At 54.1% G+C, this 14,762-nt stretch carries 14 protein-coding genes; 8 read left to right on the top strand and 6 right to left on the bottom strand.

The genetic code is table 11. The features are described from left to right. Positions 1-208: 208 nt before the first annotated feature. Positions 209-883, bottom strand: coding sequence for a 6-hydroxyaminopurine reductase (gene yiiM, locus OGV80_RS02525; RefSeq protein WP_043018908.1), 675 nt, complete (start codon positions 881-883; stop codon positions 209-211). A gap of 152 nt (positions 884-1,035) precedes the next feature. On the opposite strand from yiiM, the gene OGV80_RS02520 reads away from it, so the two are divergent. Then, positions 1,036-1,932, top strand: coding sequence for a dihydrodipicolinate synthase family protein (locus OGV80_RS02520; RefSeq protein ID WP_286513523.1), 897 nt, complete (start codon positions 1,036-1,038; stop codon positions 1,930-1,932). 41 nt (positions 1,933-1,973) lie between these two features. Here the strand turns inward: OGV80_RS02520 and kdgT are convergent, their stop codons facing one another. Both kdgT and sodA read right to left on the bottom strand, forming a co-directional pair. Then, positions 1,974-2,957, bottom strand: a complete 984-nt coding sequence (kdgT, locus tag OGV80_RS02515) for a 2-keto-3-deoxygluconate transporter (protein ID WP_043018906.1) — start codon at positions 2,955-2,957, stop codon at positions 1,974-1,976. A gap of 236 nt (positions 2,958-3,193) precedes the next feature. Next, entirely contained in the window at positions 3,194-3,814 is a 621-nt protein-coding gene (gene sodA, locus OGV80_RS02510; RefSeq protein WP_043018905.1) for a superoxide dismutase [Mn], read from the bottom strand. A 255-nt stretch (positions 3,815-4,069) separates the two neighbouring features. Between sodA and OGV80_RS02505 the strand changes: the two genes are divergently transcribed. Continuing rightward, a complete protein-coding gene (locus OGV80_RS02505; protein WP_213733660.1) occupies positions 4,070-5,491 on the top strand; it encodes an L-fucose/L-arabinose isomerase family protein in 1,422 nt (473 codons plus the stop codon). Positions 5,492-5,694: 203 nt separating this feature from the next. Beyond that, positions 5,695-6,729, top strand: a complete 1,035-nt coding sequence (gene rhaT, locus OGV80_RS02500; protein ID WP_003028737.1) for an L-rhamnose/proton symporter RhaT — start codon at positions 5,695-5,697, stop codon at positions 6,727-6,729. Here the strand turns inward: rhaT and rhaR are convergent. Continuing rightward, positions 6,726-7,574, bottom strand: a complete 849-nt coding sequence (gene rhaR, locus OGV80_RS02495; protein ID WP_286513521.1) for an HTH-type transcriptional activator RhaR — start codon at positions 7,572-7,574, stop codon at positions 6,726-6,728. The genes rhaT and rhaR overlap by 4 nt on opposite strands. A gap of 147 nt (positions 7,575-7,721) precedes the next feature. After that, a complete protein-coding gene (rhaS, locus tag OGV80_RS02490) occupies positions 7,722-8,570 on the bottom strand; it encodes an HTH-type transcriptional activator RhaS (protein WP_043018902.1) in 849 nt (282 codons plus the stop codon). 300 nt (positions 8,571-8,870) lie between these two features. On the opposite strand from rhaS, the gene rhaB reads away from it, so the two are divergent. The 5 genes from rhaB to rhaM all read left to right on the top strand — a co-directional run bounded on the left by rhaB (position 8,871) and on the right by rhaM (position 14,101). Continuing rightward, positions 8,871-10,340: a rhamnulokinase gene (gene rhaB, locus OGV80_RS02485; protein WP_043018901.1), complete on the top strand. Its 1,470-nt coding sequence runs from the start codon at positions 8,871-8,873 to the stop codon at positions 10,338-10,340. Beyond that, on the top strand, positions 10,337-11,596 hold the full coding sequence (gene rhaA / locus OGV80_RS02480) for an L-rhamnose isomerase (protein WP_200001670.1): 1,260 nt from the start codon (positions 10,337-10,339) through the stop codon (positions 11,594-11,596). Before rhaB ends, rhaA begins: the two co-directional genes overlap by 4 nt. Positions 11,597-11,739: 143 nt before the next feature. Next, complete coding sequence (gene rhaD, locus OGV80_RS02475) at positions 11,740-12,567, top strand: rhamnulose-1-phosphate aldolase (RefSeq protein WP_075145405.1); 828 nt, start codon at positions 11,740-11,742, stop codon at positions 12,565-12,567. Positions 12,568-12,641: 74 nt separating this feature from the next. Further along, on the top strand, positions 12,642-13,790 hold the full coding sequence (fucO, locus tag OGV80_RS02470; RefSeq protein ID WP_043018898.1) for a lactaldehyde reductase: 1,149 nt from the start codon (positions 12,642-12,644) through the stop codon (positions 13,788-13,790). After that, positions 13,787-14,101 carry an L-rhamnose mutarotase gene (rhaM, locus tag OGV80_RS02465; RefSeq protein WP_087050714.1) on the top strand — a complete coding sequence of 105 codons (315 nt, stop codon included), beginning with the start codon at positions 13,787-13,789 and terminating at the stop codon, positions 14,099-14,101. Before fucO ends, rhaM begins: the two co-directional genes overlap by 4 nt. Before the next feature lie 84 nt (positions 14,102-14,185). Here rhaM and OGV80_RS02460 read toward each other — a convergent pair whose 3' ends face one another. After that, positions 14,186-14,734, bottom strand: a complete 549-nt coding sequence (locus OGV80_RS02460) for a helix-turn-helix domain-containing protein (protein WP_003825255.1) — start codon at positions 14,732-14,734, stop codon at positions 14,186-14,188. Positions 14,735-14,762 lie beyond the last annotated feature (28 nt).

Here is a 14,762-nt window from a genome sequence, read left to right as displayed (position 1 = left end):
AACCAATTTGAAGCTAAGATATTTGAGTGCCGGAAATACTCAAGTTTTTTTTCAACGCAGAGTTTCTTTTTGTGGACCAGGTATCAAGAATGGGCAGAAAGCGTGTTGTGACAGGCAGGTTTTTACCCGCTTCAGTACGCAGAGATAACGAGCATGAGAGAGTAAATCAGGTGTTGCCACCTGATTTAATTGCAAGATAGAGGTGGGTTTATTTTCCCCACAAACGGCGGGAATTGTCTTCGATCTTGCCGCTTAAACGACGTTTTTGCATCGTTCTGGTCCAACTTTTGGATAACCCGGCAGCCGACAGTAAACGATGATATTGCGAGTCATCAAACGGCATATGCCAGGCAATGGCAATCGCCTCCCGTACGCTGACGTCGCTGACGCGTGATGCCAGGATCAACGGCGCGTCTGCCGACACCTGACCGGGAGCGATGACGCTGCACAGCCAGCCCGTCTTGCCCGCATCCTGCATCTGGCTGGCCATGTCGCTGATGCCAAAATGGAAATTCAGCTTAAAGCACGGCGAGCGCGGCTGCGTGACCTGAATCAGCGCATCTCCCCACTGGAAAATGTCGCCAATAAAGACATTCTCTTCCGTTAGCCCCTCAGTAGAGAGATTCTCGCCAAACGCGGGGGCGACAAATAGCTCCGCCTGCTCCGGAAACTCTTGTCTCCAGTGCTGATAGTGTTCACGCGGATAATGGCACAGCGCGCGATCCGGCCCGCCGTGAATTTTTGTTTCCGCCTGCTCATCACCCGTCAACCCCAGTTCGGTCAGCATCAACTCACCGTCAACCTGGACTTTAGCAATCGCGCTGGGACGGCTTCCCGTGTAGTCCCGAACCTTGCCAGTAAAAACATCGACCGGATATCGCATCTGTTCCCTCTCCCGATAAATTTCCCCCATTACACCACATTTATTTTACCCCAGTCGCTCAAAATGAGAGCACGGTTCACATGAAAGTTAGGGACACATGCTATCAATGTAAGCTGGTTTTGAAACATCATTTCAAATAAGGAGTCGACAACGTGACTGGTCAATCGCAATTTGCGGGCGTCTGGTGTCCTTCCATTACGCCAATGGACAATGACGGCAGGATCGATCTTAACGGTCTGAGCCAACATCTCAAACGCCTAACCGAGGCCAAAATCGACGTGATTTTGCTGATGGGCAGCATCGGGGAATTTGCCTCCTTTACGCTCGAAGAAAGGCTAGTGCTGATCCGCGAAGCCCGCGCCATGAGCTCGCTGAAGATGGTCGCCAACGTCTCATCCACCTGCCAGAATGATGTGCTGTTGATGGCGCAGGAAGCGTATCGCGCCGGTTACGACGCTGTGATGATCCTCCCACCTTACTACTATGGGCAAACGGCAAAACAGCTGCTGAGCTACTTCCGTCAGTTGGGACAGAAACTCAGCGGTAAATGGTTTGCCTATAACTTTCCGGCACGTACCGGCTGCGATTTAACCCCCGAACTGGTTGCCACCCTCGTCGATGAATTTCCCAACTTCGCAGGCATTAAAGATACCGTCGACTGTCAGTCCCATACCCGCAGTATGATTCAGACTACCCGCGCCGTGCGTGAGGATTTTGCCGTGCTGTCCGGCTATGACGAATACTACATTCCTAACCTGCTGGCAGGCGGTGCGGGGATTATTTCAGGATTAAACAACGTCATGCCGGAACTGTTTGTCAGCGCGCGGGAAGCGTTTAAGCAGGGCGACCTGGCAGCGCTTCGCGATATTCAGGACCAAATTGGCACCTACATGTCCATCTACGCCATTGGCGAAGATTTTATCACCACCATCAAAACCGTGGTATCGCGTAAGTTTGGCTATTGCACCGGCGTGTCACGTAATGCTGGCGGAGAGTTGAACGAGAGCGAATGTCGGACAATCGATGAAGTATTTATCGTAGAAGGTTAACTCGTTAAGCCGGATGGCGCAGACCATCCGGCTTAAGAGATTTATTTCACGGTACCACGAATATCAATTTCCGCCGCCCTGGCTTTAACTCTTTTCGACCAGATAGACGTGATAATCGGCACCAAAATGGAGGTCACAATCACTGACGTGGCAACGAGGGAAGTCGCTGCTGGCGCCATCGGTTTAAATGCCGGAACCATTTCCGCAATCAGCACCGGCGTGGCGACCGCCGCACCCGCTGAGCTGGAGGCCGCAATCCCCGCCGTACCATCACCGCCACCAATCAGTTTATCGGCGATAATCAAGGGAATACCGGTGATGATAATCACCGCGACACCCAGCAGAATACCCAGTACTCCGGTTTGCGCAATCACGCTTAAATCAATGGTGTTACCCAATGCGAAAGCAAAGAAAGGGATCAGCGTCTGCACCGCTTTGCTGAAGAACTCGCGCAACTCGGGGTCCAGATTCCCCAACGCAAAGCCAATCAGAAACGGTAATACAGCCCCCACAAACACGTGCGGTTCAAACGACGCGATCCCGGCGGTTCCCAAAATCACCATCGTCATCAGCGGGCCAGACTCCAGCGACATCAGGACAAACGCTCCGGCCTCTTCTTTGGTGCCGTACTGCTGCATAATCGAGGCATACAGCCCGCCGTTGGTCATATCCATAGCGGCCACCAGCGCCAGCGTAGACAGCCCGGCGAAGAATCCGACCTCCACACCATGTTCCGGCAGAATACGTGAAGCAATCGCCGCGACCACCCATGCCACCAGAATCTTGGTGATGACCAACGTGCCTGATTTACGTAGCACGGTGCCGGTAGCGCTTAGCTTAATCGACGCCCCCATGCAAAAGAACCAGACTGCCAGGATAGGTACCGTACCGGTGATCATACCGTTGGTAAAGGAGCCGAAATATTTCCCGGCGCCGGGGGAAAAGGTGTGACACAACGCGCCCAGGAAAAGCGGCACCAGCATCATACCGCCTGGGATTTTCTCTATCGTTCGTTTGATCTGCATTTCCATCACCTGTAGACATAAAAATGGGGCAATTTTTATGGGCGATTGCATCTTGCTTTTGAGATGCGCCCGTCTTGATGGAAAGAAGATAGACATTCATAGAGACTATAAAAGTGATCCCACTCGCATAATAAAACCTTGTTTCAATTTAAGTGGATCATCGTTTTTATATTGAGTTTGATCACAAAAAAACCCCCACAAGCATCGCCTGTAGGGGTTTCGTTAATGCGTAGAACTTATTTTTTCGCTGCGAAACGCGCGGCAGCTTCGTCCCAGTTCACCACGTTCCAGAACTCTTTGATGTAGTCCGGGCGACGGTTCTGGAATTTCAGGTAGTAAGCGTGTTCCCAAACGTCCAGGCCCACGATCGGGAAGCCGGAAGCGCCAGAGATAGCTTCACCCATCAGCGGAGAATCCTGGTTAGCGGTGGAAACAACAGCCAGCTTGTCACCTTTCAGAACCAGCCACGCCCAGCCGGAGCCAAAACGGGTTGCCGCAGCTTTTTCAAATTCAGCTTTGAAGTTGTCGACGGAACCGAAGTCACGTTCGATAGCCGCTTTCAGATCGCCCTGCAGCGTAGTACCGGTTTTCAGACCTTTCCAGAACAGGCTGTGGTTAGCGTGGCCGCCCGCGTTATTGCGCAGAACAGTTTTCTTGTCTGCTGGCAGTTGATCCAGTTTAGCGATCAGTTCTTCAGCAGACAGGCTAGCGAATTCAGGCAGGCTCTCCAGCGCAGCGTTCGCGTTGTTTACGTAAGCCTGGTGGTGTTTGGTATGGTGGATTTCCATCGTCTGCTTATCGAAGTGCGGTTCAAGGGCATCATAAGCGTACGGCAGGGATGGCAGTGTATAACTCATAATCATCTCCAGTATTGTCGGGCGGCCAGTGTTAACGCCGCGTAAGCAGTTGGGTCATTATAGTTAATTAAATGATATTGAAAATGATTATCAATGCCGTACTCTTTACAGGGTTATTATGCGGTAAAAGTGTGAGCATCATTAGGAAAATCAGGCGAATTTTGCCAACCTGGGTAGAAAACAGGCAGCGACATGAAGGACATGGGAGATAAAGCACGAGATAGTTTGCGAATTATCTCACAAGGAAATCTTGCTATGTCTGTCAATATCGCCCTTTTCGGTATCGGTCTCGACACATACTGGCCCCAGTTTACAGGCCTGGAATCACGTCTTCAGGGCTACCTGCAAACAATTGATGAGCGTCTGACGGCGCAACAAGCCACCGTCATTAATGGCGGCCTGATTGATAACGTCAATAAAGCCGATGCCCTTATCAAACGGTTGCAGCAACAACCAGTCGATGCAGTCTGCCTTTACATCAGCACCTACGCGCTCAGCTCAACGGTGCTACCCCTTGTGCAGAGTATCAATAAACCGGTCATTATTCTGGCCCTACAGCCAGAGCCAGGGCTGCCCTATTCAACTATCCGTCAAATCCCCGATCGGGGCGGGCGAACTGGAGAGTGGCTGGCGCACTGTCAGGCCTGCAGCGCCCCCGAACTGGCAAACGTGTTTAACCGTGCGAATATCCGCTTTCAATTGATCGTTGGTGCATTACAGGGCGATGAGTACGTCTGGCAACAAACTTCGCAGTGGCTGCAAGCCCTTAACGCTCGTCAAATGCTGGCAAGTTGTCAGGTCGGCGTCCTCGGACACTATTATGACGGCATGGTGGACGTTTACAGCAATATGACGAATTTGTCCGCCAAAATGGGCGTCCGCTTTAAGCCACTGGAGATGTGTGAGCTGGCGGAATACCGCGAGCAGGTCAGCGAAGCAGACTTCAACGCCAAACAACAGGAAATGCACCGTGTGCTTCAGTTGGATGCGGCATGCGAACCTGCAGAGCTTGGCCGGGCAATCACCACTGCCTGCGCCATGGATAAACTGATTGCCCAGAATAAACTCGGTGCACTCGCTTATTACTATGAAGGTCGTAACGGTAACGCTTACGAGAACATCATCACCTCAATTATTCTCGGCAACACGCTGCTCACCCACCGTGGTATTCCCGTAGCGGGAGAATATGAAATCAAAAATGTGCTGGCGATGAAAATTCAGCAACTTCTGGGCGCTGGCGGATCATTTTCAGAACCCTATGGTATTGAATTTACCGATGATGTTGTTTTATGGGGACATGATGGTCCGGCACACCCGTTGATGGCGGATGGTCCGGTAAATCTGGTGCCGTTGCCGGTTTATCATGGCAAACCCGGTAAAGGTGTGTCTATTCAGATGACCGTGAAAGCTGGCCCGGTAACCTTTCTTTCGGTAATTGAAGATGCTGAAAATGGGGTGCGTTTACAGTATGCCGAAGGTGAAGCGGTGGCAGGTGAAGTCCTGGATATCGGCAACACCAACAGCCGCTATCGCTTCCCATTATCGGCTCGCGAGTTCACCACGCAGTGGTGCATGGGCGGCCCCGCTCATCATTGCAGCATTGGCCTGGGGCATCATGGTGAGGTGCTGGAAAAACTCGCCTGGCTACTGGGTATTCAGGCAGTAAGAATCTGCTAATCCTCGATATTTCCGCCCTTCTCAAAAAAAGAGGGGCGGAGCCGCATTTGTGATCAACATCCCTTTCATCCCCTGAATTTTGCCAGCATTACTCATCACGCGGCAGCATGCTGAAGGTTAATTCATTGCTCACTCTTTAGACTTTTGAACATCAAAACGGGTGATTTTCATCCTGCCAAATCGATAATTCAAAAGGAAACAGAATGGGTAACGCAATTACGATGGGGATAATATGGCATCTTATCGGTGCCGCTAGTGCCGCTTGTTTCTATGCCCCCTTTAAAAAGGTACAACACTGGTCCTGGGAAACCATGTGGTCCATCGGTGGTTTTGTTTCATGGCTGATCCTTCCCTGGCTCGTCAGCGCGATCCTGCTGCCGGACTTCTGGACCTATTACAGTTCATTCAGCGCGTCCACACTGCTGCCGGTATTTTTGTTCGGTGCCATGTGGGGGATTGGTAACATCAACTATGGTCTGACCATGCGTTACCTCGGGATGTCGATGGGGATCGGGATCGCTATCGGTATTACGCTGATTGTTGGCACCTTAATGACGCCAATCATTGCCGGTAAATTTGACGTGCTCATCGGCACACCTGGTGGGCGTATGACCCTGCTCGGTGTGCTGGTCGCCCTGATCGGTGTGGCGATTGTTACCCGCGCCGGACAGTTAAAAGAGCGCAAGATGGGCATCAAAGCCGAAGAGTTCAATTTGAAAAAAGGTCTGATACTGGCGGTGATGTGCGGCTTTTTCTCCGCAGGGATGTCCTTTGCGATGGATGCGGCTAAACCCATGCACGAAGCCGCTGCTGCGCTCGGTATCGATCCGCTGTATGTCGCCCTGCCCAGCTACGTCGTCATCATGGGCGGCGGCGCGGTGATCAATCTGGGATACTGCTTCATTCGTCTGGCAAAAATGAAAAACCTGTCAGTAAAAGCCGACTTCTCGTTAGCCAAACCGCTGATTATCAGCAACATCCTGTTCTCGGCGCTTGCTGGTCTGATGTGGTATCTCCAGTTCTTCTTTTACGCCTGGGGCCATGCCAAAATTCCGGCGCAATATGACTACATGAGCTGGATGCTGCACATGAGCTTCTACGTCCTGTGCGGTGGCATCGTGGGCCTGATCATGAAAGAGTGGAGCAATGCAGGACGCCGTCCGGTCAGCGTGCTAAGCCTTGGCTGCGTGGTGATCATTGTCGCGGCAAACATTGTGGGTCTGGGAATGGCCAGCTAATTGTTTTGAGTGCTGAGATGACGCCACTGGCTCGGCGTCATCCCGGTTTCGCGCGTGAACACCACCGAAAAGTAGTTACTGTCCTCAAAGCCGCAGCGCATAGAAATCTCACTAATCATCAACCGGCTATGCTTGAGCAGATACTGAGCATGACAGACCCGCACCTGGCGCAGATACTGGTTGATGGTCATCCCGGTCTGACTGCGAAACTGCTGGCGCAAAACGCGCTCGCTGCACCGTTCACGCTCGCAAAACTTATCCAGTTCGAACGCATGCTCATGGCTACCGGCTAACGCGGTGATCAGTTTATCCAGCAGCGTTTCACTCGATGTCACCGGGAGCGTATCTGTGGCGTAACGATGGCGTTTAAGGAGCGTCACCAGTTGCCCGAACAGCAGTTCCGCCATGGTAAAAGCCTGCACATCACGCTGATTACTTTCATGCTCAAGCTGGCTTATCACCTGCCGGGCCTGGGTCATACCAACGCTACCGAGACGCCAGTGCGGCTGCCGCGGCGTACCGTTAAAGCCGGGGATCGCCCCTTGCCAGTCAACATTCAGCGTCAATCGTTCCGGGCAGTAGATGATATTTTGTAACACCAGGTCGTTAACGGAAGTGTAGGAGTGTTTATCTTCGGCGCGAATGTAAAACAGATCGCCACGGGTTATCCGGTACGGACGTTCGTTGAGAACATGTAACCCATTGCCGCGCCAGACCAGTACCAGTTCGCAAAACTCATGAGTATGTTCAGCAAAGACATCCTGCGGATAACGATCGGCCACAGCGACCGCCTGCTTTTCATGCGCAAAAAAGTCTGATTTCAGAAGGACCAGATGGTTCGCCATCACAATATTCCCTGTCGGATGGCGGCTACGCCTTATCCGACCTACAGATTACGTGACACGTAGGCCGGATAAGGCGTAGCCGCCATCCGGCGTTGAGGGACATGATTATCTGAGATTCGGCGATAAAAAACGTTGATAGCTTTCGCGTTACTGAAGGCTGCTTCCCGCAATAAGGTCGCGCCCCTGACGAATATCGCGCGGTGACCACTCGAACTCACGGCGGAAAAGCGTCGAAAAGTGGTTACTGTCGCCGAAACCGCAGAGATAAGCGATATCTGTCACGCTGTCATCACTGTGACGAAGCAGATGCCTGGCTTTAATGAGCCGCAGACGGTTAAGGTAGCGCTGCGGCGTTAGTCCTGTCTGCTGTTTAAGCTGGCGGTGCAAAGTGCGTAAAGAGAGCGAAAACTTCTCGGCCAGCGCCTCCCAACACACCTCGTCGGCAAAGTTATCTTCCAGCCACGCCATCAGAAGATTAAGCCGCGCGTCGTTATCAGTGGCCGCTTCCATCAGGCTGCTTTTACGCAGCAGCACCAGTAACTGCATAAACAGGATCTCGCGATTTGCCGCCGTCGGCGTATCCATCCCCTCGCCGAGCGCCTCCATCTGCCCCACCAAGTGACGAACCTGCTGCAGTACGCCCTGGTTTACGCGCCAGTGGGAGGGATACTGCCCATTTTGTTCCTGAGGCAAAAGCTGATTCAGCCCAGCCAGAAATTGAAACGCATCCGGAGAGCGATACAGAACGTTGGTCAGGCACAGATTGTCAGTATGTTCATATAAATGCCTGTCATGATCGCGGACGAAACACACCGTCCCGCCGCTAATGGTGTAAGGCTGTCCGTTAAACACATGGATCCCCGTGCCATGCTCGACCACTACAATTTCATGAAAATCATGATGATGCTCAGGAAATGCGGGTTGAGGAAGGCGTGGTTCAATAGCCACTGGCGCTTTACCTGTCGGAAAAAAATCCACGCAATGCAGTACGGTCATGACGGCTCCCCCTGATTAACGAATATGGCTGAATAGTAATTAAGGGTTACTACCCTCACCTTAAATTTTTGACGCCAAAGTGCGTAAACACGGTTAATTCTTCAAGAAATGGCGGGAAAGATCGGGAAATGCGGAAGGCGTCACATCCGCCAAAATCCGCGCTATTAGCGGAAACTGTGAACAACATCACGTTCACCTTTGCCGTGTTGCCAGCCACTAATTGGGGCTGTCACTGTCAAGAAGGTACGCTTTATCAGGGGTTCTTAGACTGAGTGCAATAAAACTCAGAAGGACCTCGCTATGACTTTTCGCCATTGTGTCGCTGTCGATCTCGGCGCATCCAGTGGGCGCGTAATGCTGGCGCGTTACGACAGTGAACACCGCACCCTGACGCTGCGTGAAATCCACCGCTTCATTAACTGTCTGCAAAAAACTGACGGTTTTGATACCTGGGACATCGACAGCCTGGAAAATGACATTCGTCTTGGCCTGAAAAAAGTCTGTGATGAAGGCATTCGGATAGACAGCATCGGCATTGATACCTGGGGCGTAGATTACGTCCTGATCGATAACGCTGGTCAGCGTGTTGGTCTGCCGGTCTCTTACCGCGACAGCCGTACAGCCGGCATTATGGCGCAGGCGATGACGCAGCCGGGTAAAGGTGAAATTTATCGCCGCAGCGGCATTCAGTTTCTGCCCTTTAACACGTTGTATCAGCTGCGTGCACTGGTTGAACAGCAGCCAGAACTGCTCCCGCAGGTGGCTCATGCCCTGCTGATCCCCGATTACTTCAGCTTTCGCCTGACCGGTGAAATGAACTGGGAATACACCAACGCCACCACTACGCAGCTCGTCAATATCAACACCGACGACTGGGATGACACGCTGCTGGCGTGGACCGGGGCAGACAAAGCCTGGTTTGGTCGCCCGACGCACCCGGGGAACGTAATTGGCCACTGGATTTGCCCACAGAAAAATCGCATTCCGGTCGTGGCCGTCGCCAGTCACGACACCGCCAGTGCGGTAATTGCTTCGCCGTTGGCCGACAAAAACAGCGCGTATCTTTCTTCCGGTACCTGGTCGCTGATGGGTTTTGAGAGCAGAACACCGTATACCAACGATGCGGCGCTGGCGGCGAACATCACCAACGAAGGGGGCGCGGAAGGGCGCTACCGCGTACTGAAAAATATTATGGGGTTATGGCTGCTCCAGCGCGTTTTAAAAGAGCGCCAGATTACCGATCTGCCAACGCTTATCGCCGAAACGCAAGCGCTGCCGGCCTGCCAGTTCCTGATAAACCCGAACGACGATCGCTTTATCAATCCCGACAATATGAGTGCTGAAATTCAGGCAGCCTGTCGTGAATCGGGCCAACCCGTTCCCCTGCAAAACGCCGAACTGGCGCGCTGTATCTTCGACAGTCTGGCGTTGCTATACGCCGATATTCTGCAAGAACTGGCGCAGCTGCGAGGCGCAGCGTTTAGCCAACTGCACATCGTCGGTGGTGGCTGCCAGAACGTCTTACTGAACCAACTGTGCGCGGATGCCTGCGGGATTCGCGTTATGTCCGGCCCGATTGAGGCCTCCACGCTCGGCAATATCGGCATCCAGTTGATGACGCTGGACGAGCTTAACAACGTCGATGATTTCCGTCAGGTAGTACGCGCCAACTACGACCTGACCACCTTTATTCCAAATCCTGAAAGTGAAATTGCCCGCTACCAGGCGCAGTTTCAATCACTACGACAGACAAAGGAGCTTTGCGCATGACCACTCAACTTGAACAAGCCTGGGAACTGGCAAAACTGCGTTTCGCCGCGGTAGGCATTGATGTCGAGGCGGCATTGCGCCAGCTCGATCGTCTGCCGGTCTCCATGCACTGCTGGCAGGGCGATGATGTCGCCGGTTTCGAGAATCCGGAAGGCTCGCTCACCGGCGGTATTCAGGCTACCGGCAACTATCCGGGCAAAGCGCGTAACGCCACCGAACTGCGGGCCGATCTGGAGCAAGCGCTAAGCCTGATTCCGGGACCAAAACGCCTGAATTTGCACGCGATCTATCTGGAATCGGATACGCCGGTTGCCCGCGACCAAATCAAACCGGAACACTTCAAAAACTGGGTTGAGTGGGCGAAAGCGAACCAGTTAGGGCTGGATTTCAATCCGTCCTGCTTCTCTCACCCGCTGAGCGCTGACGGCTTCACGCTGGCCCACGCCGATGACACCATTCGCCAGTTCTGGATTGATCACTGCAAAGCCAGCCGTCGCGTCTCGGCGTATTTTGGCGAGCAGTTGGGTACACCGTCGGTGATGAACATCTGGATCCCGGATGGCATGAAAGACATCACCGTTGACCGTTTAGCGCCGCGCCAGCGCCTGCTGGAAGCACTGGACGAGGTGATCAGCGAGAAACTCAACCCGGCGCACCATATCGATGCCGTTGAGAGCAAACTGTTTGGCATCGGCGCTGAAAGCTACACCGTGGGCTCCAACGAGTTCTATATGGGTTACGCCACCAGCCGTCAAACCGCGCTATGCCTGGATGCGGGTCACTTCCATCCGACCGAAGTAATTTCCGACAAAATCTCCGCCACCATGCTGTACGTACCGCGCCTGCTGCTACACGTCAGCCGTCCGGTGCGTTGGGACAGCGATCATGTTGTGCTGCTGGATGATGAAACTCAGGCAATTGCCAGCGAGATCGTCCGCCACAACCTGTTCGACCGCGTACACATTGGCCTCGACTTCTTCGACGCTTCCATTAACCGCATCGCCGCGTGGGTGATTGGCACTCGCAATATGAAAAAAGCGCTGCTGCGCGCGCTGTTAGAACCGACCGAACAACTGCGTCAGCTTGAAGCCAGCGGCGACTACACCGCACGCCTGGCCCTGCTGGAAGAGCAAAAATCACTGCCGTGGCAGGCCGTCTGGGAGATGTATTGCCAGCGCCACGACACGCCAGCGGGTAGCCAGTGGCTGGAAAGCGTGCGCGCCTATGAAAAAGAGATTTTGAGCAAACGTAGCTAACCGTGACGCCAGACTTGTAGGCCGGAGAAGACGCCCCGCGTCGCCATCCGGCAATGAATGAAACACGATTGCCGGATGGCGCTTCGCTTATCCGGCAATCGTAAGACCCGATAACGTTCGGGCAATAAACAGGAACACCGAAGATGCAAAACATTACTACTTCCTGGTTCGTCCAGGGGATGATCAAAGCCACTTCTGATGCGTGGCTGAAAGGCTGGGACGAGCGTAACGGCGGCAACCTGACGCTGCGTCTGGATGAGGCAGACATTGCACCGTTTAGCGCCGATTTCCATGAAGAACCACGCTATATCGCGCTAAGTCAGCCAATGCCATTGCTGGCGAACACGCCGTTTATCGTCACCGGTTCCGGCAAATTTTTCCGTAACGTTCAGCTCGATCCCGCGGCAAATTTGGGCGTGGTGAAAGTAGACAGCGACGGCGCGGGCTACCATATCCTGTGGGGCCTGACCCACGAGGCCGTACCAACCTCTGAACTGCCAGCTCACTTCCTCTCCCACTGCGAACGTATTAAAGCGACGAACGGCAAAGACCGCGTGATCATGCACTGCCACGCCACCAACCTGATCGCCCTGACCTACGTGCTGGAAAACAACACCGCGCTGATTACCCGCAAACTGTGGGAAGGCAGCACCGAGTGCCTGGTGGTATTCCCGGATGGCGTCGGCATTCTGCCGTGGATGGTGCCGGGTACGGATGAAATCGGCCAGGCGACAGCCGAGGAAATGCAGAAACACTCGCTGGTACTGTGGCCGTTCCACGGCGTGTTCGGCAGCGGACCTACCCTCGACGAGGCGTTCGGTTTGATCGATACCGCAGAGAAATCCGCCGAGGTTCTGGTCAAAATCTATTCGATGGGCGGTATGAAGCAGACCATCACGCGCGAAGAACTGATAGCCCTTGGCAAACGTTTTGGCGTGACGCCGCTGGCAAGCGCCGTAGAGCTGTACTGATACCTCCCAACTCAACGCCGGATGCGGCTTCACTTTATCCGGCCTACAGGATTTTATTGTTAAGGAGAATAGTGATGAGCTTTATGTTGGCACTGCCAAAAATTAGCCTGCATGGCGCCGGCGCGATTGCCGATATGGTGGATCTCGTGGCGAATAAACAATGGGGCAAAGCGCTGATCGTCACCGATGGTCAACTGGTGAAGCTGGGCCTGCTGGACAGCCTGTTTGCCGCGCTGGATGAACATCAAATGTCTTACCACCTGTTTGATGAGGTGTTCCCGAACCCGACAGAGGAGCTGGTGCAGCAGGGTTTTGCAGCATATCAGGGCGCAGAATGTGACTACATTATCGCTTTCGGCGGCGGCAGCCCGATCGATACCGCTAAAGCGGTGAAGATCCTGACCGCCAACCCAGGCCCTTCTACCGCTTACTCCGGCGTGGGCAAAGTGAAAAATGCCGGCGTACCGCTGGTCGCCATCAACACCACTGCCGGTACGGCAGCAGAAATGACCAGCAACGCGGTTATTATCGACTCTGCGCGCAAGGTCAAAGAGGTGATCATCGACCCGAATATCATCCCGGATATCGCCGTGGATGATGCCAGCGTCATGCTGGAAATCCCGGCCTCCGTCACCGCTGCAACCGGCATGGACGCCCTGACCCACGCGGTGGAAGCCTATGTTTCCGTTGGTGCGCATCCGCTTACCGATGCCAACGCGCTGGAAGCGATTCGCCTGATCAATCTGTGGCTACCAAAAGCGGTCGACGAGGGCCATAACCTCGAAGCCCGCGAACAAATGGCGTTTGGTCAGTATCTGGCGGGTATGGCATTTAACAGCGCCGGTCTGGGTCTGGTGCATGCGCTGGCTCATCAGCCGGGCGCAACCCACAATCTGCCGCACGGCGTCTGCAACGCCATCCTGCTGCCGGTAATCGAAAACTTTAACCGCCCAAACGCGGTGGCGCGCTTTGCCCGCGTGGCGCAGGCAATGGGCGTCGATACCCGTGGCATGAGCGATGAAGCGGCAAGCATGGAGGCCATCAAGGCGATTCGAGCACTCAGCAAGCGTGTCGGTATTCCTGCGGGCTTTAGCTCCCTTGGCGTGACGAAAGAAGATATTGAAGGCTGGCTGGACAAAGCATTGGCCGATCCGTGTGCGCCGTGCAACCCGCGTACCGCCAGCCGCGACGAGGTCCGCGAGCTGTATCTGGAGGCGTTATGATCCGCAAGGCCTTTGTGATGCAGGTAAATGCCGACGCGCACGTTGAATATCAACGTCGGCACAATCCCATCTGGCCAGAACTGGAAGCGGTGCTGAAAGAACACGGCGCCCATCACTACGCGATTTATCTCGATCGGGAGCGCAATCTGCTGTTCGCCACCGTCGAGATTGAGTCCGAAGCGCGCTGGGACGCTGTCGCCAGCACCGACGTTTGCCAGCGTTGGTGGAAGCATATGCGTGACGTAATGCCAGCCAACCCGGACAACAGCCCGCTCAGCGCAGAGCTAAAAGAGGTGTTCTATCTGCAGTAAGTCGTGTGCCCGGTGGTGCAAGCTTACCGGGCACACGGTTTTATTTTTTGTAGGCCGGATAAGCGATAGCGCCATCCGGCAATTTCAATTCTGCTCAGAAACCAGAATCGCCTGGGTGTCAGGCTCCAGTGCTTTAAAGATATGCGCCCGATCGGCGGGGTAACAAATGTAGTCGCCCTCACCTAACTCTTCCGGCGCTTCCGTCAACCCCACCATCGCCTTGCCCTGCGTCACGATGATATGTTCAACCGATCCCGGCGGATGCGGCTGTGAAATACGATCCGCGCCCGGCTGCGTCAGCAACAGATAAATATCCCGCCGCGCGCCCGGTGGGCAGGCGGCCAGTAAAATGGCCTGATAGTGGGCCTGTTCCGCCACGACTTTTGTCCCTTCGCCACGGCGAATCACCTGCGTTTTTTGCTCCTGCGGCTCCAGCAGGCGCGCAAAGGGAATGTCCAACGCCACACACAGCGACCAGAGCGTTTCCAGGCTAGGATTGCCATTGCCCGCTTCCAACTGTGAGAGCGTCGATTTTGCAATCCCCGCACGACGGGCAATCTCCGCCAGCGACAAACCGGTGCGCTGACGTTCACGCACCAGGCTTTTCGCGATCATACTGATGGGCTGGGTCATTCACGACTCCATGTTTTTTATATCGAAC

The sequence above is a fragment of the Citrobacter sp. Ce119 genome (genome assembly GCF_030334525.1).
Lineage (GTDB): Bacteria > Pseudomonadota > Gammaproteobacteria > Enterobacterales > Enterobacteriaceae > Citrobacter > Citrobacter europaeus.
The sequence above is the reverse complement of the archived record's forward strand: the minus strand, read 5'-3'. Positions and strand labels throughout refer to the sequence as shown.

Bases quoted from the DNA above. Each gene is read 5' to 3' on its own strand.
- OGV80_RS02460 (WP_003825255.1), bottom strand. From the start codon at position 14,734: ATGACCCAGCCCATCAGTATGATCGCGAAAAGCCTGGTGCGTGAACGT.
- rhaS (WP_043018902.1), bottom strand. From the start codon at position 8,570: ATGACCGTACTGCATTGCGTGGATTTTTTTCCGACAGGTAAAGCGCCA.
- rhaB (WP_043018901.1), top strand. From the start codon at position 8,871: ATGACTTTTCGCCATTGTGTCGCTGTCGATCTCGGCGCATCCAGTGGG.
- fucO (WP_043018898.1), top strand. From the start codon at position 12,642: ATGAGCTTTATGTTGGCACTGCCAAAAATTAGCCTGCATGGCGCCGGC.
- rhaD (WP_075145405.1), top strand. From the start codon at position 11,740: ATGCAAAACATTACTACTTCCTGGTTCGTCCAGGGGATGATCAAAGCC.
- rhaR (WP_286513521.1), bottom strand. From the start codon at position 7,574: ATGGCGAACCATCTGGTCCTTCTGAAATCAGACTTTTTTGCGCATGAA.
- yiiM (WP_043018908.1), bottom strand. From the start codon at position 883: ATGCGATATCCGGTCGATGTTTTTACTGGCAAGGTTCGGGACTACACG.
- rhaM (WP_087050714.1), top strand. From the start codon at position 13,787: ATGATCCGCAAGGCCTTTGTGATGCAGGTAAATGCCGACGCGCACGTT.
- sodA (WP_043018905.1), bottom strand. From the start codon at position 3,814: ATGAGTTATACACTGCCATCCCTGCCGTACGCTTATGATGCCCTTGAA.
- kdgT (WP_043018906.1), bottom strand. From the start codon at position 2,957: ATGCAGATCAAACGAACGATAGAGAAAATCCCAGGCGGTATGATGCTG.
- rhaA (WP_200001670.1), top strand. From the start codon at position 10,337: ATGACCACTCAACTTGAACAAGCCTGGGAACTGGCAAAACTGCGTTTC.
- rhaT (WP_003028737.1), top strand. From the start codon at position 5,695: ATGGGTAACGCAATTACGATGGGGATAATATGGCATCTTATCGGTGCC.
- OGV80_RS02505 (WP_213733660.1), top strand. From the start codon at position 4,070: ATGTCTGTCAATATCGCCCTTTTCGGTATCGGTCTCGACACATACTGG.